The organism is uncultured Campylobacter sp. (assembly GCF_938017615.1).
Classification (GTDB): domain Bacteria; phylum Campylobacterota; class Campylobacteria; order Campylobacterales; family Campylobacteraceae; genus Campylobacter_B.
Genome location: NZ_CALIJA010000203.1, coordinates 25,379 through 44,743 on the forward strand (window position 1 = coordinate 25,379; position 19,365 = coordinate 44,743).

At 46.0% G+C, this 19,365-nt stretch carries 17 protein-coding genes and 1 tRNA gene; 16 read left to right on the forward strand and 2 right to left on the reverse strand.

Annotation, left to right across the window (positions count from 1 at the left end):
* Positions 1-769 precede the first annotated feature (769 nt).
* The 8 genes from Q0620_RS10300 to Q0620_RS10335 all read left to right on the forward strand — a co-directional run bounded on the left by Q0620_RS10300 (position 770) and on the right by Q0620_RS10335 (position 11,771).
* On the forward strand, positions 770-1,495 hold the full coding sequence (locus Q0620_RS10300) for a response regulator transcription factor (protein ID WP_298785029.1): 726 nt from the start codon (positions 770-772) through the stop codon (positions 1,493-1,495).
* Between the two features lie 276 nt (positions 1,496-1,771).
* Entirely contained in the window at positions 1,772-4,684 is a 2,913-nt protein-coding gene (locus tag Q0620_RS10305; protein WP_298785030.1) for a PD-(D/E)XK nuclease family protein, read from the forward strand.
* Entirely contained in the window at positions 4,671-7,589 is a 2,919-nt protein-coding gene (locus Q0620_RS10310) for a RecB-like helicase (protein WP_298785031.1), read from the forward strand. Before Q0620_RS10305 ends, Q0620_RS10310 begins: the two co-directional genes overlap by 14 nt.
* Positions 7,590-7,704: 115 nt before the next feature.
* Positions 7,705-8,130 carry a 50S ribosomal protein L13 gene (gene rplM / locus Q0620_RS10315; RefSeq protein WP_005869672.1) on the forward strand — a complete coding sequence of 142 codons (426 nt, stop codon included), beginning with the start codon at positions 7,705-7,707 and terminating at the stop codon, positions 8,128-8,130.
* Between the two features lie 2 nt (positions 8,131-8,132).
* A complete protein-coding gene (gene rpsI / locus Q0620_RS10320; protein WP_005869670.1) occupies positions 8,133-8,522 on the forward strand; it encodes a 30S ribosomal protein S9 in 390 nt (129 codons plus the stop codon).
* Positions 8,523-8,621: 99 nt separating this feature from the next.
* Positions 8,622-9,644, forward strand: coding sequence for an OmpA family protein (locus tag Q0620_RS10325; protein ID WP_298785032.1), 1,023 nt, complete (start codon positions 8,622-8,624; stop codon positions 9,642-9,644).
* A 66-nt stretch (positions 9,645-9,710) separates the two neighbouring features.
* A complete protein-coding gene (locus Q0620_RS10330) occupies positions 9,711-10,769 on the forward strand; it encodes an HAD family hydrolase (RefSeq protein WP_298785033.1) in 1,059 nt (352 codons plus the stop codon).
* Positions 10,770-11,697: 928 nt separating this feature from the next.
* A tRNA-Gln gene (locus Q0620_RS10335) sits at positions 11,698-11,771 on the forward strand.
* Positions 11,772-11,936: 165 nt separating this feature from the next.
* Here the strand turns inward: Q0620_RS10335 and Q0620_RS10340 are convergent.
* Both Q0620_RS10340 and Q0620_RS10345 read right to left on the reverse strand, forming a co-directional pair.
* Positions 11,937-12,398, reverse strand: coding sequence for a DUF411 domain-containing protein (locus tag Q0620_RS10340; RefSeq protein WP_298785035.1), 462 nt, complete (start codon positions 12,396-12,398; stop codon positions 11,937-11,939).
* Positions 12,399-12,556: 158 nt separating this feature from the next.
* Entirely contained in the window at positions 12,557-12,985 is a 429-nt protein-coding gene (locus Q0620_RS10345) for a hypothetical protein (RefSeq protein ID WP_040303372.1), read from the reverse strand.
* A gap of 220 nt (positions 12,986-13,205) precedes the next feature.
* On the opposite strand from Q0620_RS10345, the gene rplU reads away from it, so the two are divergent.
* The 8 genes from rplU (at position 13,206) to Q0620_RS10385 (ending at position 19,335) form a co-directional block, all read left to right on the forward strand.
* Positions 13,206-13,514 carry a 50S ribosomal protein L21 gene (gene rplU, locus Q0620_RS10350; RefSeq protein WP_298785037.1) on the forward strand — a complete coding sequence of 103 codons (309 nt, stop codon included), beginning with the start codon at positions 13,206-13,208 and terminating at the stop codon, positions 13,512-13,514.
* Positions 13,515-13,524: 10 nt separating this feature from the next.
* Entirely contained in the window at positions 13,525-13,782 is a 258-nt protein-coding gene (gene rpmA / locus Q0620_RS10355) for a 50S ribosomal protein L27 (RefSeq protein WP_291938329.1), read from the forward strand.
* Positions 13,783-13,891: 109 nt separating this feature from the next.
* Positions 13,892-14,947, forward strand: coding sequence for a GTPase ObgE (gene obgE / locus Q0620_RS10360; RefSeq protein WP_298785039.1), 1,056 nt, complete (start codon positions 13,892-13,894; stop codon positions 14,945-14,947).
* A gap of 131 nt (positions 14,948-15,078) precedes the next feature.
* A complete protein-coding gene (locus Q0620_RS10365) occupies positions 15,079-15,420 on the forward strand; it encodes a hypothetical protein (RefSeq protein ID WP_298785042.1) in 342 nt (113 codons plus the stop codon).
* A gap of 187 nt (positions 15,421-15,607) precedes the next feature.
* Positions 15,608-16,528 (forward strand): methionyl-tRNA formyltransferase, encoded by a 921-nt coding sequence (gene fmt / locus Q0620_RS10370; protein ID WP_298785044.1) that lies wholly within the window; start codon positions 15,608-15,610, stop codon positions 16,526-16,528.
* A gap of 532 nt (positions 16,529-17,060) precedes the next feature.
* The gene (locus Q0620_RS10375; RefSeq protein WP_298785046.1) at positions 17,061-17,696 is read left to right on the forward strand and encodes a biotin--[acetyl-CoA-carboxylase] ligase; all 636 of its coding nucleotides are present in this window, start codon (positions 17,061-17,063) and stop codon (positions 17,694-17,696) included.
* A complete protein-coding gene (locus tag Q0620_RS10380; protein ID WP_177389424.1) occupies positions 17,693-18,484 on the forward strand; it encodes an AAA family ATPase in 792 nt (263 codons plus the stop codon). Before Q0620_RS10375 ends, Q0620_RS10380 begins: the two co-directional genes overlap by 4 nt.
* Positions 18,472-19,335 (forward strand): ParB/RepB/Spo0J family partition protein, encoded by an 864-nt coding sequence (locus tag Q0620_RS10385; protein ID WP_298785048.1) that lies wholly within the window; start codon positions 18,472-18,474, stop codon positions 19,333-19,335. Before Q0620_RS10380 ends, Q0620_RS10385 begins: the two co-directional genes overlap by 13 nt.
* Positions 19,336-19,365 lie beyond the last annotated feature (30 nt).

Below are 19,365 nucleotides of genomic sequence, written 5' to 3' on the forward strand. Positions count from 1 at the left end.
GCGGTAAAATTTTAAATTTGCGGAAGGCTTTAAATTCTAACGCGGTCTTTGCATTGTAAATTTAAAGCCCGTCACAGCCTGGATAATTGCAGGCTAGAGTAGCGTGTAAAGCGCACTTTTGCAGACTGAGGATTGCCGCGGTGATTTTGGATTAAGCAGCTTTTTGGATGAAACGGATCTGTGCCAGTCGCGATTTTAAATTTAAACCGGCTGCGCGCCGCATACTTTTCATTTGCGCGATTTTGCTTCCACGTAGCTTTTAAGCGCACGCGCGGCTAAATTTCATGCGTTTTAAATTTAAAAATTGGGCTTGCTACGCTTAGCTCTTTCAAAACAGATCTTGCGGTACATTTAGCATGGCTTCAAGCTCTTAAATTTGACGAGTCGTCTTGTTGCCGTCAAAGTTATGCCAATAAACGCTTCGCCGCCTGTAAAATTTTATCTAATGTTGCCCGCTCGTTAAAGCTTATCAGCGCTGTTTCATTTCCCTCTAAAAGCCATTTGCCTAAAATAAAATTCCACTCCGCCGCGTAGTGAAATTTTACCTGCGTTTGCTTTGAAATTTTACTTTCAGCCGCTCTTAAATCTCTTTCGCACCGATAAGATTTAGCTTACGTCATTTTAAATTTTGCTCCACTCCTAGGCTGCGGTTTTTACTCATGCTTCTTTTTTAATCCCGCCCATATTTACACCTAAAATAAGAGTTGTGTTACTTTATGAAATTAAATTTTTAACTTAACATTATTTTAAGCTCAATAAAAGAGAAAATTTGAAAGAATTTCGTTTGAAATTTCGCCTTGAGGGGTCTGCTATGAGCTGCGCTTTAAAAGAGCTGGACGTCTTGCTAGTCGAGGACGATACTAAATTACTAGCCTCGCTGCATAAGGCGTTTGAGGGTATTTTTAACAACATTTACAATGCCCAAAACGGGCTTGAAGGTGTGAAAAAATTCAAAAAATTTAGTCCTAATCTCGTCATTACCGACATTCTAATGCCGATCGAGGATGGGCTAGCGATGATACGCCAGATCAAGCAGATCTTTCCGCATGCCCCTATCGTGGTGCTTAGCGGCTTCAGTAGGGAGGAGCAGCTAAAAGGCGTTATGGAGATTGGCGTCGAGCGGTATTACTTTAAGCCGGTAGATATCGCCGCATTTGTGCTAGAGATAAGCGCGCTGATGAAGTCTAAGCTGGACTCTGTGCGAGTCGTAAATATGGGCGCAGGCTACGTATTTGACGGGCTCCGTCGTATTTTGCTGAAGGATGGCGAGCAGATCGTGCTTACTAAAAAGGAGCTTTCTTTTGTCTCGCTGCTAGCCAGTCGCGTGGGCGAGCTGGTGCTTTACGAGGAGATCAAGCGTTACGTCTGGACCGAAGGAGCCGTGAGTGATACGGCGCTTCGCACCTTCGTCAAGCGTATCCGCGATAAAGTGGGTGGCGAAATCATAAAAAATGTCCCAAGCCTGGGATACAAGATCGAGCCTGAGCCAGCTTAAATTTGATCGCGTTTTTGCCGCTTTGTAATTTACGGAATTCACTTGTAAAATTTTGCGTCGAAATATGCCGCGATTAATGCGGAGCGAGGCAGAATTCCGCGCTCAAAGCGCCACAGATTAAAATTTTACGCTCGTCCAACTTACTAAATTTGACTTGATAAAATTTAGCCTCTCAAGCTTTTCAAAAACTTCTTTGCTTAAAAGCCCAAACTAAAAATTTCTTGCTAAAATATCGCAAAATTCCGCGTTCTGCAGATCGCCCATAAAGGATTTGTTTTGAAAAATTTGCCCTCTAAAAATCTCTTTGTCTACACCAGCTCGCGTGCGCTACGCGCGGCGCTGCAAAGCGAGAGCGGCGGCGTGCTGGCGCCTAGGATTACGTTGGCGGAATTCTACGAAAAGGCGCTTTTTGTGCCGGATCTTGTCGCTTGCGGCGAGATAGACCGCGCGCTTTTTATGAAACAAGCGGTAAACGAGAGCAAGCGCGCAGGCGAGAGGCTTAAATTCCCTAACGAGCTTTACGAGTTTATGCGCAACCGCGAGTATCTTTTCGGCTTTTTCAAGGAGCTTGCGACGGAGCGCGTAAGTATCGATGCGCTCGATCTTAGCGACACCTATGCGTGGTATGCCGAGCATTTTGAAATTCTGCGAGAGCTAGCGGGGGCGTATGCAAGGATTTTGCGCGAGCATGGATTTTACGACGAGATCACGCTGCCCGCGCTTTATGAGCTAAACGAATCCTATCTGCGCGGATTTGAGCGGATAGAAATCAACATCGATGGCAATCCTAGTGCATTTGAGTTCGAGGTTTTTAAGCGCGCTGCGGAGCTGAGCGAGGTTGTGTTGAGCTTTAGAGCCACGACTTTAAATTCCAAGCCCGTGCGCGCGGTGGAGGAGCTTTGCGGCATAAGTCTAGAGCTAGGTTTTGCCTACCGCCTAAATCTTAGTACGGGTGAAATTCTAAGCCGAGAGCCGCTAAGCGTGGGCGGGGCGGTTGTGTGTAGAGGCTTTGAGTTGCGAAGCTTGCAGGCTAGCTACGTTTTTGAAAAAATTTCATCCTTCGTGCGCGCGGGCATCGCGCCGGAGCGCATCGCGGTAATTTTGCCCGACGAGAGCTTTGCCGGCACACTGCGGCTTTACGACGAGCGCATCGCAAGGGCTCGCGGCTCGCACCGCATGCTAAATTTTGCGATGGGAGAGAAGCTTAAAGATAGCCTATTTTACGTAACGCTAGAGAAAATTTCGCAGTGCTTAAAAGAAGCGCGCACGCCGAAATTTGGCGTAGATTACCACGCATTCAAAAGTCCGGATGGAGGATTTTTGAATGCGGAGGATTCCGCGGTACAGCAAAATTTAGCGCTAGGGAATTTCGCTTCGGAGAATTCTATTTCGCAAAATTTCGCACAGCAAAATTCCGCGTTTGATTTCGAAATTTTTTCAAATTCTAAAGCGGATTTAAATTTTATGTCTGCGCGAGAGTTTGAAAATACGGAAAATTTTGAAATTCTGCACGAAATTTCGGCGGAACGCGCGAATAGCGCGGAAGAGCAAAGCTTTTCGGCAGAGTTTGCAGAGTTGCAAGAGCCCTTGGAGCATGTGCAGCAGCGCGATTATTCGGCTCGTGCAAAACGGCAGGAGCCTTCAAGGAAGCAGCAAGAGAGCCTACGAGACTCTATGCAACTGGAGCATATAGAGCTTGAGGAAGAAGATGGGTATTCAAAAAGCCCTGAGCAGCGCGATCGTTTTAGGCACTCTAAAATGCGCGAGGGCGCAGATGAGTATCCGCAGCGCCCAAACCCACAGGAGCTTGATCTGTTTTTTGCGAGTGTGGGCGTGGATGAGGCACTTTTTGGTGAGTTCGCGCGCGATTTTGCAAAGCAAGTAAGCTTTGAGCATTTCGAGGCACTAATTACCAAGCTCGCCTGTTTACCCAAAATTAGCGACGCGCTGCTGCAAGAAAAGCTAAAAGAGCCGCTATATCTAATTAAAATTTTGCTTCGAAAATTTAAGGACGAAAACCTAAGCTTGGGCAATCTAATCGATCTTTTTTTGTTAGAAATTTCGCGCATTAAGCTCGATGATGTTCGTGGCGGAAAGGTCACGGTAATGGGACTTTTAGAGAGCCGCGGACTGCAATTTGACGGCGTGATAATCCCCGATTTTAACGATGATCTGGTGCCAAAGCGCAGTAGCGGAGAGATGTTTTTAAACTCCGCTTTGCGCGCTAGAGCAGGGCTCATCAGCCATGCAGACCGCGAAAATTTACAAAGATTTTACTACGACGGCTTGCTAAGAGGCGCTAAAAAAAGCGCGATTTGCTATCTGCAAAGCATCGAGAAGTTGCCTTCGCGGTTTTTGAAAAGCTTTGAAGTGCAACAAGACGCGGAATTTTCGCAGGAGGATTATTTGCGGCTTTTTGGGAGGGAGGAATTTAAGTCCGCCTTATGCGGACAAGAAGATCCCGTGGCTCGCCATGATTTTTTTGCCGAGGAGCTATCGTTTTCGCGGCTGGATACGTTTTTAGAATGCAAGAGGAAGTATTATTACCGCTACGTTTTCGGACTGAGGGAGGGGCTAAAATTTGGCGAGGACAATGCGCTTTTAGGCAAAATTTTACATACGAGTTTTCAGCGTTTATACGAGCGAGCGGGGATGAAATTTAGCATGGAAAAATTTCGCCCTATTTATTCGCAGCTTGCGCGAGAAGCAGGGATTGCGCGCTTTGATGCGGAGCTTGAGCTAAAATCGGTAGAAAAGCTAGCTAGGCTTTTAGAAGGGCATGAGCAAATTTGGAGCTTTAGCGGTAGTGAAGTATCGCTAAAAGGCGAGCTTGACGGAGTGCGGCTGAGCGGGCGGATCGACCGCATCGACGAAGATAAGGCAGGGCGGAAGTTCATCATCGATTATAAACGCGGTTCAGCTAAAAAGCATATGGAAAAATTTCAGCTTACGTTTTATCGCGCGCTTTTAGCCCAGGAATGCGAATGCGCCTATCTGTCGCTAAAAGATTGCACGTTTGCGGCTCCTGGCGATAAAACGCCTAGCTTAGAAAATCTACGCGAGACGCTAAGCTCTATCGGCAAGGAATTTGCAAGCGAGGTCGCTTTTACGCGTACGGAGGCGGTGCAAAGTTGCGAATATTGCGATTATAAAATCATTTGCAAGGGGCAGATCGATGGCAAAATTTGAAAATTATCTGGCGCTTGAAGCAAGCGCAGGCAGCGGCAAGACCTTTAATCTCGCAGTGAGGTTCATCGAGCTAGTGCTAAAAGGTGAGCCGATCAATGAAATTTTAGCGCTTACCTTTACTAAAAAAGCGGCTGCCGAGATGAAAACGCGCATCGTGGAGAAATTTCAAAATTTGCTGCTTTTGCAGGATGGCTCGCTAAAGCCTAGCGCCGAGCTGGAGCAAATTTGCGCTGATTTGGGGCTAAGCGTGGATGAGGTTATGGCAGCTCAAGAGCGGCTGAGCCCAAAATTTTTAAGCGAAAGCTTAAATATTTTTACCTTTGATGCGTTTTTTGCAAAGGCTCTGCGCTCGTTTGCGTTAAACAGCGGCATTGATCCAAGCTTTGAAAACGACGAAAGCATACTAGGCGTGCAGCAGGCGGCGTTTTTAGGCGCTATTTGTAAAAACGAAGCGCTATTAAGAGAGGTCGTGGACTACGTAAGCGACTCAGGAATGACAAAGAGCGAGTTCTTAAATAGCTTACAAAGCATTTGGAGAGGCGATATAAGCATAAATCCGCCCATGCTTCCCGCAAACTCCGCACTGGCAGAGATAAATGAAATTTTATCCTGCTTGCAAAAAGCGGCGAGAGATTCGGGCGTAAGCGCTGGAGCCGTAAATGGGCTAAGCCCTGTTAGTGATCTTTCAAAATTATCCTCTGGTTTCATTCTTTCGGCTCTTGCCAACGGCAGTTTCGATTATCCGCGCTCACAGCTTAAAAAAATTTCGCATCTTGACGGCGAGTTAGCAAAGCTAAAAGACGCTATAGCTCGCGAAATAGCGTGGATGGATGCAACATATGCGGCTAAGCTGGCAGGACTAATTAAAATTTATGCCGAAGCACTTAAATCGGTGCAGCGTAAAAGCGGCAAGCTTACATTCGGCGATGTCACCGCAGCCGTGCACTCGCTGCTAAATCCGAGCGCAGAGGCGTTGCAGGGCAACCGCGAGCTTTTGTATTTCAGGCTTGATTCTAAAATCACGCATATTTTAATCGACGAATTCCAAGATACCGACATTTGCCAGTATGAAATCATGCTGCCGCTAATCTCTGAGGCGCTTGCTGGCAAAGGGGCGGAAGAGCGCTGCGGTAGCTTTTTTTACGTAGGCGATAAAAAACAGAGCATCTATAAATTTCGCGGTGCAGAGAGAAAAATTTTTGATATTTTGCGCGAGCAGTTTAGTCAAATCAAAACGCAGAGCCTGCCGCGCAATTATCGCAGTTTAAAACTTATCGTAAAATTTGTAAATGAGATCTTGCGCGATAAATTTGCGTCTTATGAAGATCAAATCGCAGCAAATAAGCTAGATAGCGATCTGCCCGCTTCGGTGCTGCAAAAAATCAAGGACTATCCGCTTTCCCATCCGCAAATGCCGCTATTTGAGGTGCAAAGCGACGACTACGGCTACGTAGCGGCGTTTTCATACGACGACGTGCTAAAGGGAGCTGCGGAGCAAGCGCGCAGGCTTGTTGAGGAGTGCGGCGTGAGAGCTGATGATATCGCGATTTTGTGTTGGAAAAACGAGCATGTAAGCGCGTTAAAAGAGATGCTATCGGAATTCTGCGAGGTTTACAGCGGCTCAAATAAGGCTTTGCGTTGCAGTGAGCAGGTAAATGCCGTAATTCAATACGCGAAATTTTGCGTAGGTGGCGATGAAATTTATCTGCGAAACGCCGAAGCGATTTTGGGTAGGCGGCTTAAAAAGATAGTGGTCGATCTGCATAAAAATGCGCAAAAAACGGCAGAATTTATAGCTAGCTCGCTGAAATTAAATTTTGTCGATCCAGATCTACTGCTGTTTTTTGAGACGCTGGCAAAATTTAATAGTTTTAGCGAGTATCTGTTTGCAAACGACGAAACGGAGGTATTTGCCAAGGAACAAAGTGGTATTAAAATTATGACCGTGCATAAGTCCAAGGGGCTTCAGTTCCCGCACGTAATCGTTTGCGACCGCATCGGAGGAAAAGACCGGGGCGAGAGCTCAAAGCTCGCGACGGACTATGATTTCGCCACGCATAAGTGGAGAATTTTTTATAAATTTGCGAGCAGAAAGAGCCTGGATACGGAATTTGCGGCATTAATGGATGAAAACGATCGCTCTGCGCATGAAGAGGATATAAATAAGCTCTATGTGGCATTTACCCGCGCCGAACGCTCGCTCATCATCGTAAAACGCTCCGAGGCAAAAATAGATCAATACAATTATAGCTTTTTTTCGCCTTACGCTAAAAAGACCAAGGGTGCGGGCGTCGTGAAGTGGCTGGATATCCCGGATTTTCAATACGGCTACTTAATCCCAAGCTCCGTAAAATCAGAAGAGAAACCGCCGCGCAAAAAGATCGCGCTCGTAGCGGGCGAGCCTCAAGGCGCGCAAGAAAAGGCTAGCGGGGGCGAAGCGGAGGCGCTAAGCGCAATATATTTCGGCGAGGCGCTGCACTATGCTATGGAGATGAGCGAAGGATTTGCGGCGGATGAAATTTTGCGAGGAGTAAGCCTGGCAAGAGGTCGCTACGCTAAATTTTTAAATGACGCGGATTTTGAAAATATCGCGGCGCGGGCACTTGGTCTAAGCAAAAACGAGGAATTTTTAGCTCTGATAAGAGGCGCTCAAGCTTATAAAGAGATGCCGATCAAAAGCGCGGAAGGTGATCTTTTGCGCGTGGATCTGGCGTGCTTTAGGCAGGATGAAATTTTGCTTTTTGATTACAAAAGCTCCGAAAAATACCTCGCGCAAAACAAAGCTCAAGTGGCGCGATATAAAAGCGTAATCCGCGAGTTTTATCCGAATGTGCGGGTGCGCGCCTTCGTGCTGGCTCTCGAAGCTGCGGGCGCTAGGCTGATCGAAGTAAATGAGGAGGGATAAAATTTTAAAGCTTAGATGAAATTTGAGCGCAGATAGATTAAATATAGCTTAAATTAAGCTATACGTAAGGATATTTCTATATAATCACAGCTCAAATTTTAATAAGGCGGAAACCATGACAGAAATTACAAAGCCTAGCGAAGTTAAGCGCGACTGGGTCGTTATCGACGCGACCGACAAAAGATTCGGTAGGATGCTTACCGAAGTTGCGGTATTGCTACGCGGCAAACACAAACCAAGCTACACTCCAAACGTGGATTGCGGAGACTACGTCGTTATCATCAACGCTTCAAAAGCCGTATTTACCGGCAATAACAAAGGCGACGATAAACTTTATCACAGCTACTCGGGCTATTTCGGAAGCGTAAAGAGCGTGAAATTCCAAGACCTGCTTAAAAACAATCCCGCAAAGCTCTACAGACTTGCGGTTCGCGGTATGCTTCCTAAGACGAAGCTCGGTAAGGCGATGATCAAAAAGCTATTCGTATATGAAGGCGGCGAGCACCCTCATACTGCGCAAACAACTAAAAAAGGAAAATAATCATGGCGACAATTTATGCAACCGGAAAGAGAAAAACTGCCGTAGCTAAGGTTTGGGTAAAACCCGGAAGCGGCAAGATCGTAGTAAACGGCATGGATCTAAACACCTGGCTAGGCGGTCACGAAGCGATCAAGCTAAGGGTCGTTCAGCCGCTTTTGGCTACTAAACAAGAGACCTCAATGGATATCACCGCACAGACTTTAGGCGGCGGATATTCGGCTCAAGCGGATGCGCTAAAGCACGGAATTTCAAAAGCACTTGCGGCTATGGATAAAGATTTTAGGGCGGCTCTTAAGCCAAAAGGTCTGCTAACTCGCGATAGTCGCGTGGTCGAGCGAAAGAAATTCGGTCGCCGCAAAGCGCGTAGAAGTCCGCAGTTCTCTAAGAGATAATGTTTTTTACAAATTTGTGGCGAAATTGTCGCAAATTTGTAAATTCTTTAAAAATTTTATGGTAATATCGAACTACAACTTTATTTGAAAGGATGTTTAATGAAGAAAGTTCTACTTGCATTAAGCTTGTGTGCATCCGGCGCATTGTTCGCTAGCGATGCTGATTATCACTGGGAGATCACCCCTACTATCGGTGGAATGACTCATGAGGGCAATATGGATTTGGATTCGAATTTTATGTTCGGTCTACGCCTTGCTAAAAACCTACAGAATTCATTCATCGATCAATTAGAGGCAGGTTTCGATTACTCTCGTCATATCGGCGTAGAGGATCTAGCTTACAGAGCTGGTAATGCTAAGCCTAGCGCTAGATACTACCACATCAATGCTGTAAAAGACTTGGTAAATTTCACCGATAATTTCAAATTATACGGCTTACTAGGTCTTGGCTATATGGATTACACTAAAGACGTTTACAACGATGGTGATCAAGATAGCGGCTTCGGTCAATACGGCTTGGGTCTAAAATACTACATTACCGACAACTTTGCTACAAAACTTGAAGCACGCGATGCTATCAGATTTGACGACGGCAACCACGTATTGTTCTATACTCTAGGCTTCGCAGTTGATTTTGGCAAGAGATATGCTGATGCAGCTCCAGCTGCCGCTCCGGCTCCTACAGGCTGCAAAGATGCAGATAACGACGGCGTATGCGATAATGTCGATAGGTGCCCAGGCACACCTGCTGGTGTAGTTGTTGATGAATACGGCTGCGAGAAGGTTATTAGATTGAATTTGGGCGTAAATTTCGCTACAGATAGCTCAAAAATTTCCCCTGAGTTTATGAACCAGATCAAAAACGTAAGCGACGTGCTAGTAGCTCATCCTGATTACAAAGTAATTCTAGAGGGTCACACCGATAGCACCGGTTCGAATGCATATAATCAAAAGCTTTCCGAGCGCAGAGCTGCTGCAGTTGGAGGTGCGCTTAAGAGCTTCGGCGTAGATGCTAGCAGAATCACCACTGTAGGATATGGCGAGACTAAGCCTATCGCTACAAACGCTACTAAAGCAGGTCGCGCTCAAAATAGACGCGTTGATGCTAAATTTAGAAAATAATCTTTTCTAGATTCACATAAGCGGAGCTTCGGCTCCGCTTTTTTTATATCCAAATTAAATTTTAAAATGCCAAAATTCCAAATTACACTGCTTTTCGATCTGGACGGCACGCTCATAGACTCCACGCCCGCGATACTGGACGGCTTTCGCTACGCGTTTGCGCATTTGGGCGCTACAGAGCCTAGCGACGAAGCGATTAAAAGGCTTATCGGGCATCCGTTAGAAGTGATGTTTGAACGTCTAGGTGTGACGCGTGATGTGCAGAATTTCGTGCTCGCCTACAAACAGCGATACGCGCAGATATTTTTGGATCAGACCGTTCTGCTAAGTGGTGCGTTCGAGGCGGTTCGTGCGGCGAGCGAGTTTGCAAATTTAGGCGTCGTGACGACCAAGACGTCGAAATTTTCTAAAATTTTATTGCAGCATCTGGGTATCGCGGAATTTTTCGGCACCATCGTCGGGCGAGAGGACGTAAAATATCCCAAACCAAGCGCCGGACCGATCTTAAAAGCGCTCGAAAATTTAGGAATTTGCGGCGCGACCGCTAGCCAAAGCCCGCATGCTGCTTGCGGTAAAACTTACGACGCGACTGATGATGAAAATACAAGCGCTGCTAGCAGGAGCGCGATTTTGAGTGAAATTTCAGTGCCTGATTTAAAGAGCCTTTCTGCGCTTGATCCTGATCCTAGCAAAGTTTGCGAGCAAAATTTAAGCAGCATCGCGAGTCAAAATTCTGATAGAATTTCGTTTAAAGATTTAAGCGAAGTAAAGAGCGATAGACATGAGGCTGGTGATAAGAGCCAAAAGAACGGTATCGGCATCGAGGGCGAGAGCTATAAAAGCGGAGCGCGCGGCGGTAAAATTTATGATGCACATGAGCTAAATTCCACTCCTTGTTATGACAAAATTTGCAGTGACGAAATTCTGCCTTCTGTAAGCCAAAATATCTTTATGATCGGCGATACGTCGCTTGACGCCATCGCGGCAAAGTCGGCAGCGGTGCGAAGCGTGGGCGTAAGCTGCGGTTACGGCAGTGCCTCGGAGCTACGGGCGCATTTCGAGTTCGTATGCGCGGACGCAAAAGAGGCGGTTGAGCTGATACGCGAAATTTCATCAAAATTTTAGGTGCAATAAAGCGAATTTTTTCTAGCTTCAATGCGCTATTTTTGCAAATACTTAGAAGTGAACCCGCGCCCGAAATTTAAAATTTCTAATTAATTTTTGAGTTTTAAATAGCACGCGATATGAATTTGCTCGTGCTATTTAGCTGGAAAGCAAGGCGCTTTCTAGGTGTTCAAATGTGATACGCGAAGTTAAATTTCGCATATTTCTGCTCTGGTCTAGCAAAATAACCTGTGCCATATTAACGATATATGAGAGATTTCACTTTGTTCGTCGTGCTTGATTTGATTCGTCGAATGTTTGGTATTAACACAGTATATGGGAAAAATTCCGTCGCAGTCAAATTTTATGCAATTTTACAATGTCTTTTGAGCCTGCAAAGGGTTTTTACAAGAAATTTTATGCAAGTTTCGCGCTCAAATTTTGGCTTTGATTTTAGTTTATGCTCCACCTTATCGTGATAAATTCTATGTTCCGCTTGAGGTGAGTATTTGGTAGGACTTTTGTGCGATCCTATCGCAAGTCTATTTGACGCTTATTTTGGGCACCGTATTCGGGTTTTGTCGCAATTATGTTTGCTGCGGATTTTCGGTTTGATTTATAGCATTTAAGGTCGCGCCCGCGCCCAGCGAGCACTAAACATATATGTTTTGAAGACAGGCTTATTATATGCTAAAATTTCATCCTGCGACAAATAGCTCGCAAAGGCGTAAATATAGGATAAACTAGCCAAATTTTAAAATTTAGCTCCGCGATGATAGCCATATTCTTTTATCGAAGCCTATGAAAGCAGCGTTAGCTTTTGCGTTTGAATTTTATCGTTTCGGCGCAGCAGGGCTTTAAATTTAATCTAAAATTTTGCAAAATTTTAAAATTCCGCCCGCTCTTATGCTTTTTTAAAGCAAAATTCTATAAAATACCGCTTCCGCAATGGGCTATCGTCTAATGGCAGGACAACAAACTCTGGATTTGTGAATATAGGTTCGACCCCTATTAGCCCATCCACTTAAATTTTTAATCCCCTTTATCATAGCTAGCGTTTGAAATTAATTTGCGCGTCATTTTTGCAGATCGTGGCAGCATTCGCCGGCTAAGGCAAATTGCGCCAAGCCATAAATACGCAAAATTTTAGCGAGCTAATAAGTAAGTTTGCCGCTTTAAAGCGGCGGATTATTTGATTTTTTCTTTGCCTTTGTAAGTGGCGATGCTTTGATACGAGCCGTCTTTTTTAAACGCTACCACATCATAGACCTCGGGCTGTGAGCCTTGCTCCATACCTGGCGCTTCTAGCGGCATGCCAGGCACTGCTATGCCGATGACGTCTTTAGGCTTATTTTTTAGTAGCGTGCGGATCTCACCTGCTGGCATATGCCCTTCGACTACATACCCATCTATGATCGCGGTGTGGCAGCTAGCGAGCTCCAGCGGAAGCCCAAGCTCATTCTTCTTCTGGATAAGCGGCTCGTCAGCCAGCGAAATCATCTCGACTTCAAAGCCATTTTGCTCCATATATTTTGCCCAGTTGTGGCAACAGCCGCAGCTCTCGCCGTGATAGACCTTGATGTGTTCGCCCGCCGCCGCATAGCTACCTAATGCCGCTAAAAGCGCACCTACAAATAAAATTTTCTTCATATTTTGCTCCAGTGATTAAAAGTCCTCGATTATACAATACGAATAGTAAATTTTTAAGAGCGAACCATATAACTCTAAGATTAAATTTGACGAAGCAGACCCGCTCGTAAGCCGAAATTTTACGAAATTTTAAAATTTCGGCGTCGCGGATAAGTTAGTTATAGGCACTGAGACAGTGCTGATTTGATAGCGGATTTTGATACGTAGCCTTCCGAGTCGCTGGTAAGTGATACGTCGCAGCCTGGCTTATAGTTTTTCCAGGTGTAGATATTGCCATTGTCTTCGGTTGTTTTGATGGAGTCTGGCTGTTTATTCCATGCAGAAATTACTTGATTGATATGAAATGCATCGCTGCGGTCTTTCGGCGCATTAGTCATACCTGTGCTGTCGGGCAAGGTCGTTTCGACCATATCGGTAGTGCCTGCGGTGGAAACCTCTTGGACTTTATCATTTACGCCGCCGATATTTGTTTTGCTGCTTTGGGATTTTGTTTGATTGCGTACTCCGCTTGGTTCGTTGGATATATTCCAGTTGGAACAACCGATAAAAAATACCGCTGCTACGAGCGCAGCTATTAAATTTCTCATAAAATTCTCCTTCAAAAATTTCGTTGCGATAGTAGCACATTTATCTTTAGTTTAAAATAAATCCGAGCCCTTGAAATTTGAAATTTCGCAGGAATTTTGCGAGGCGTTTCAGTAGGAATTTATAAAATTTGAGATAATATTGCAACCTTTCATACCAAACGGGCTTTTAAATTTTGCACGGCAAATGCCTTTTTGGCTACCAAATTTTAAAGGATTTTTGATGTATGCTATCATCAAACACGGCGGCAAGCAGTATAAGGTCGAAGAGGGCAACTACCTAAATTTAGACCATTTTAATGCTGAGCCGAAAGCAAAGCTCGAGCTTAGCGAAGTTTTAGCGCTAAACGACGGCGAGTTAAAGGTAGGAGCACCGTTTGTAAAGGGTGCCAAGGTGGTTTTGGAGGTCGTTTGCGAAGGCAAGGATAAAAAAGTCGTTATCTTTAAAAAACGCAGACGCAAAGATTCAAAAGTAAAACGCGGCTTCAGACGCCAATACACCCGCGTCAAAGTCGTTTCGATTAAAGCATAAAGGATAGGAAATGGCACACAAAAAAGGTCAGGGCTCAACCCAAAATAATAGAGATAGTATCGGACGCCGCTTGGGCGTCAAAAAATTCGGCGGCGAGTTCGTTCGCGCAGGCAACATCATCATCCGCCAGCGCGGCACCGCGACGCACCCGGGCTGCAACGTAGGCATGGGTAGTGATCACACGATTTTCGCGCTGATCGACGGCGTCGTAAAATTTGAGCGAAAAGACAAAAATCGCAAAAAAGTATCGGTTTATCCGGCTGCGTAAACATCGCTAAAATCTTCGGGGGCGCAAGCCCCTCTTTTAAATTTCATCCGTTTAAAAATTATCTTCAACTCATTTGGCTATAATTGCCGTTTTAAATTTAAGGATAGCTATGTTCATAGACAGCGTAAAGCTTAGCGTCAAATCAGGCGACGGCGGCGCGGGCTGCGTCAGCTTCCGCCGCGAAAAATTCGTCATCTCAGGCGGTCCCGACGGCGGCGACGGCGGCGACGGCGGCGACGTGTATTTTAGGGTCGATAAAAACTCCCACACCCTCTCATCCTACAAGGGCAAGCGTGAGTTTAAAGCGCAAAACGGCGCGCCCGGCGAGGGTCGCAAAAAGACCGGCAAAAGCGGCGAGGATCTCTATCTCATCGTCCCTCCCGGCACCAGCGTTTACGACGAGGATAGCGGCGAGCTGGTGCTCGATATGCTAAACGACGGCGAAACGAGGCTGTTTTTAAAAGGCGGCAAGGGCGGGCTTGGCAACGTGCACTTTAAAAGCTCGATCAACCAAGCCCCCGAATATGCGCAAAAAGGTCTCGAAGGGCAGACGCGAGAGGTGAGATTGGAGCTAAAACTCATCGCCGACGTGGGGCTCGTAGGCTTTCCAAACGTGGGCAAAAGCACGCTAATCTCGACCGTTTCAAACGCCAAACCTCAGATCGCAAACTATGAGTTTACCACCCTTACGCCAAAGCTCGGTCTAGTCGAGGTCGATGAATACAGCGGCTTTGTCATGGCCGATATCCCGGGCATTATCGAGGGCGCAAGCGAAGGGCGCGGGCTTGGCGTGCAGTTTTTAAAACACGTCGAGCGCACGAAAATTTTGCTTTTTATGCTTGATCTTGCGAACTACCGCAGCCTCGAGGAGCAGTTTGACGCGCTGAGGGCTGAGACGGCGAAATTTTCAGAGGGGCTTGCAAAAAGAGACTACGCGATCGCTCTAACTCGCGCGGACGCGGCCGAAAATTTGCAGGAAAAATTTGACGCGTTTTTGGCGCATTTGGGGCTTTCGGGCACGGCGGGCGAGATGAAATTTAAGCAAGATATTTATGAATTTGACGCCGCCAAGCCGTTTTTTATAACGCCGATCTCCTCGGCGACGGGACAAAATATAAACGAGCTAAAATTTGCCCTGCTTGAGCTGCTTAAAAAGGAGCTGTAGGCTGCGGTAAAAGTCGCGCCTTAAAGAATTTTTGACGAATGTGGGCTTTTAAGCGCGCACGTATATGCGAGTAAATTTTTATGTTTACCGCTCGCAAACGTCGCAAAAAGATAAAAATTTAAGAAGGCGAAATGAATAAAATTTTTATACTTGTGCTGTTATGTCTCGGCGCATACGGTTGCGATCCCGCCGATCCGGTGCCGAATTTTATGGAGTTTAATGACAAAGATAACGACGGCGCACTGAGCTTGCAGGAGTGGACGGCGAGCGAGGTGCCGTCTGGGCTGAGAGTAAAGCTAAGTCTGCGCTCAGGCTCTGAATTTAAGAGGCTCGATGCTAATCGTGACGGCAAGGTTAGCCTTGATGAGCTGGGAGCGAAACCGTCTGCAAAGATTTATTGGTCCGAAGATCCGTGCGCTTTTTGGCCTTGGCCGGACGGATCCGAGGACAAAAATCAATCCGCCGTCAAATAAGGCGCATAAAACGGCAATGATGCGGCCTCTTGCGCGGGGTTTAGTTTGTGCGATGCGTATAAATTTTGCTTCGCTCAAGCGAGTATGAACCAGTTTTGCTTCGCGGTCTGCGTAAAATTTATTTCGAGCACAACTAGCGTCTGCATGATCGCTCGCACCGTGATGTGGCTAAATTTAAAGGAAAAGAATGAGTATAGTTTTTATGGGTACGCCCGAGTATGCGGCTAAAATTTTACGCGCGCTTGCGGGGGCGAAATTTAATATCGCGGCCGTCTTTACGCAGCCTGATAAGCCCGCCGGTAGGAAACAAATTTTAACTCCGAGCGAGGTTAAAGTTTACGCGCAGCAGTATCTGCCCGCCGTGCCGATCTTTCAGCCTGCGACACTCAAAGACGAGGCGGTTGCGGCGCAGATAAAAGAGCTAAAACCCGATTTTATCGTGGTTGCCGCATACGGTAAAATTTTGCCGCAAAGCGTGCTTGATATCGCTCCTTGCATAAACCTGCACGCTTCGATCCTGCCTAAATACCGCGGCGCAAGCCCGATCCAAAGCGCGATCTTGGCGGGCGAGAAGCAGACGGGCGTGACGGCGATGCTGATGGATGCGGGGCTTGACACGGGCGATATTCTTGATTTTGCCTACACGCCTTGCGAGGATAAAACGGCGGAGCAGCTGTTTGACGAGCTAGGCGATCTAGCGGGCGAGCTGATCGTGCGAGTGTTACGAAATTTTACAAATTTGACGCCGCTAAAGCAAGAGGGCGCGCAGGCTACGCACTGCAAAAAGATAAGCAAATCTGACGGGCTTTTTAGCTTTGAGGAAAGCGCACGGCAGATTTATAATAAATTTCGCGCGCTAACGCCCTGGCCGGGGATTTATCTAGCTAGCGGGTTAAAAATTTTAGAACTAGAGCTTTTGCGCGAATCTTGCGGGCGTAAATTTCAGCGCGCGAGCGAAATTCTACACGTTGATAAGCCCAGTTTTTGCGTTTCTTGCAGCGAGGGCGCGGTTAAGATCATAAAGGTGCAAGAGCCCGGCAAAAAGCCGGTGGACGCTAGCGCGTATCTAAACGGCAAGCGGCTAAAGATCGGCGACCTGCTATGCTAAGCGGGATTTTAAATTCTCGCGTTTTGTGCCACGCTTTTGATGCTATGCTGGGATTTTATTTGCGCCGCGCTTTTGGCGTCGCGGCGAAATTCTGCCTTGGGTATCGCCGCGATCGTGAAGTAAAATTTTACTGTGCGGAATTTCGAAGCGAAGCTCCAAAATCAAGGCTTTATAAAATTCTAAAACCTCGCTTCTATACTTTAAAATTTTACGCTCGCAGGAGCTTTAAATTTCGCTTTGGCAGTTGCGAACCTTGCGGCGTCGCACCGAACACACACCGCTTAAAATTCTATGATCGTGCCACAGAATTTTTGCGAGATAAAGCTTTAAAATTTTATCGAAATACCGCTGGGAAAATCCGCATTGCCGAAGAATTTAGCAAGAGCGTAAAATTCCATCGCACAAAATTTCACTATGTCGTAAAATTTAATCATGCTAAATTTTATCTTGTCTCAAAATTCTATCACTACGCGGAATTTAAACGCTTGCAATATTTCAAGGCGAGCCCTTCACCTTACGCAAGGAGCGGGTTTTGCAAGTAGAATTTGTAGAGCAAATGCCCTCCACGCAGGAGTTTTTGGTGAACGCCGTGCGCGAAGGCAGGATAACGCCGCCTTTTGCGATCGCCGCAAATCGCCAAAGCGCCGGTATCGGCTCGCGCGGCAATGATTGGGAGGGCGCGAGCGGCAATCTCGCATTTTCGTTCTGTGTCGCGCAGAGCGATATGCCCGCGGACGTGCCGCCTCAGTCGGCGAGCATATATTTTGCGATGATTATGCAGGAGCTTCTAGCATCGCTCGGCTCGCAGCTTTGGCTTAAATGGCCCAACGATTTTTATGTGGATGAGCGCAAAATCGGTGGGACGATGACGAATAAGATCAAAAATACCCTCATCTGCGGCATCGGCATAAACCTACTCGGCGCGCCCGAATATGCGGGAATTTTAGATATAAAAATCAGCGCAAAAGACGCTATAGAGGGCTTTTTTACGCTATATGAAAATAAAATCTCGTGGAAGCAAATTTTTAGAAATTTTTCGTTACAATTCCAAAAATCGCAAAAATTTAGCGTTCATCTAGGCGACGAAAAAATTTCGCTTGCGCAGGCTAAACTTTGCGAAGACGGATCGATCATAATAAATGAAGAAAGGGTTTATGCTTTAAGATGAGTGAAGTAATTACGATTGCCAATCAAAAAGGCGGCGTCGGAAAGACGACCACAGCGGTCAATCTCGCTGCGTCGCTAGCGATAAAGAAAAAGCGGGTCCTACTGATTGACGTAGACCCTCAGGCGAACGCTACGACCGGACTTGGCTTTAACCGCAGCGACTTTGAATTTAACATTTATCACGTCCTAACGGGGCGTAAGAGCATGTCCGAAGTGATCCAAAAGACCGAACTTGAGTTTATGGATTTAGTACCGTCAAACATTGGACTTGTAGGTATCGAGCGCGAAGTAAGCGAAGAGAAAGACTTCAAACTAATGCTAAAAAATAAAATTTCCGAGGTTAAGGACAGATACGATTTCATCATCATCGATTCGCCGCCGACGCTCGGTAGCATTACGGTAAATGCCTTGGTCGCAAGTGATAGCGTAATTATCCCGATTCAGTGCGAATTCTATGCGCTTGAAGGCGTCGCGCTGATCCTAAATACCGTAAAAGTCGTCAAGCAAACACTCAATAAAAATTTAAAAATTCGCGGATTTTTGCCTACGATGTACAGCTTGCAAAACAATCTAGCCAAAGAAACGGTCGCGAATTTACGCGAGTATTTTGATGATAAGCTCTTTCGTATCGGCAAGAGTGATGATCTAGTCATCATCCCGCGCAATATTAAGCTAGCCGAAAGCCCAAGCTTTGGCAAGCCGGTGGTTTTATACGATATAAAATCTGCTGGCTCCATTGCCTATCAAGACCTCGCTAAATCCATAATGGAGCAAAAATGGGCAAGGTAAAAAGAGCACTCGGTCGCGGGCTCGGTGCGATTTTAGACGACGTAGAAAGCTCCTATAACAGGGAGCTAGAAAGTGGAAATGCAGATAATTTAGTTATCGAAATCGATGTCGATAAAATCGAGCCAAATCCATATCAACCGCGTCAAAGCTTCGATGAAGAGGCACTTAGGCAGCTAAGCGAAAGCATCGCTCGCCACGGGCTCATTCAACCTATCATTGTTATTCAAAAAGATGATTCTTACGTCCTTATCGCCGGCGAGCGACGTCTAAGAGCGACGAAGCTTTTGGGCGAGAGTAAAATCAAAGCCGTAGTCGCGGACATAAAATCTCAAAATTTAAGAGAGCTTGCCCTCATAGAAAATATCCAGCGCGAGGATCTAAATCCTATCGAGCTTGCTAAGTCCTATAAGGAGCTCATCGGCGAATACAGGATCACGCAAGAGGAGTTAGCCGACATCATCAAAAAGTCCCGCACGCAGATTACCAACACGTTAAGGCTTTTAAATTTATGCTCCGAAGTGCAAGACGCCATAAGCGCAGATAAAATTTCGCAAGGGCACGCCAAGATAATGGTTGGACTTGAAAAAGAGGATCAAATTTTAGCGCTAAATACCATTTTAGGACAGCGTCTAAGCGTAAGAGATACCGAAAATTTAGTAAAAAAGCTCAAAGATAAAACCGTTCCGAAAGAGAAAAAGCCTGGTGCGGAATTTCAAAGCTTCAAGCCTGAGCTTTTAAAGCTAAAGGCCAAGCTTGATCAATTTGGTAAAATAAGCATCAAAGAGCGTAAAATTTCGATCGAATTTAGCGAAATTTTACAAATTTCCGAGTTTTTAAAGAAAATCGGATGATTTTTTATAGTGTATTTTAATTTTTCATAT

What these genes read in the sequence shown, in the direction of transcription:
- Q0620_RS10345 (WP_040303372.1), bottom strand. Translation starts at nt 12,985, where the DNA reads ATGAGAAATTTAATAGCTGCGCTCGTAGCAGCGGTATTTTTTATCGGT.
- rpsI (WP_005869670.1), top strand. Translation starts at nt 8,133, where the DNA reads ATGGCGACAATTTATGCAACCGGAAAGAGAAAAACTGCCGTAGCTAAG.
- Q0620_RS10325 (WP_298785032.1), top strand. Translation starts at nt 8,622, where the DNA reads ATGAAGAAAGTTCTACTTGCATTAAGCTTGTGTGCATCCGGCGCATTG.
- Q0620_RS10365 (WP_298785042.1), top strand. Translation starts at nt 15,079, where the DNA reads ATGAATAAAATTTTTATACTTGTGCTGTTATGTCTCGGCGCATACGGT.
- obgE (WP_298785039.1), top strand. Translation starts at nt 13,892, where the DNA reads ATGTTCATAGACAGCGTAAAGCTTAGCGTCAAATCAGGCGACGGCGGC.
- fmt (WP_298785044.1), top strand. Translation starts at nt 15,608, where the DNA reads ATGAGTATAGTTTTTATGGGTACGCCCGAGTATGCGGCTAAAATTTTA.
- Q0620_RS10385 (WP_298785048.1), top strand. Translation starts at nt 18,472, where the DNA reads ATGGGCAAGGTAAAAAGAGCACTCGGTCGCGGGCTCGGTGCGATTTTA.
- Q0620_RS10310 (WP_298785031.1), top strand. Translation starts at nt 4,671, where the DNA reads ATGGCAAAATTTGAAAATTATCTGGCGCTTGAAGCAAGCGCAGGCAGC.
- rplM (WP_005869672.1), top strand. Translation starts at nt 7,705, where the DNA reads ATGACAGAAATTACAAAGCCTAGCGAAGTTAAGCGCGACTGGGTCGTT.
- Q0620_RS10340 (WP_298785035.1), bottom strand. Translation starts at nt 12,398, where the DNA reads ATGAAGAAAATTTTATTTGTAGGTGCGCTTTTAGCGGCATTAGGTAGC.
- rpmA (WP_291938329.1), top strand. Translation starts at nt 13,525, where the DNA reads ATGGCACACAAAAAAGGTCAGGGCTCAACCCAAAATAATAGAGATAGT.
- rplU (WP_298785037.1), top strand. Translation starts at nt 13,206, where the DNA reads ATGTATGCTATCATCAAACACGGCGGCAAGCAGTATAAGGTCGAAGAG.
- Q0620_RS10330 (WP_298785033.1), top strand. Translation starts at nt 9,711, where the DNA reads ATGCCAAAATTCCAAATTACACTGCTTTTCGATCTGGACGGCACGCTC.
- Q0620_RS10380 (WP_177389424.1), top strand. Translation starts at nt 17,693, where the DNA reads ATGAGTGAAGTAATTACGATTGCCAATCAAAAAGGCGGCGTCGGAAAG.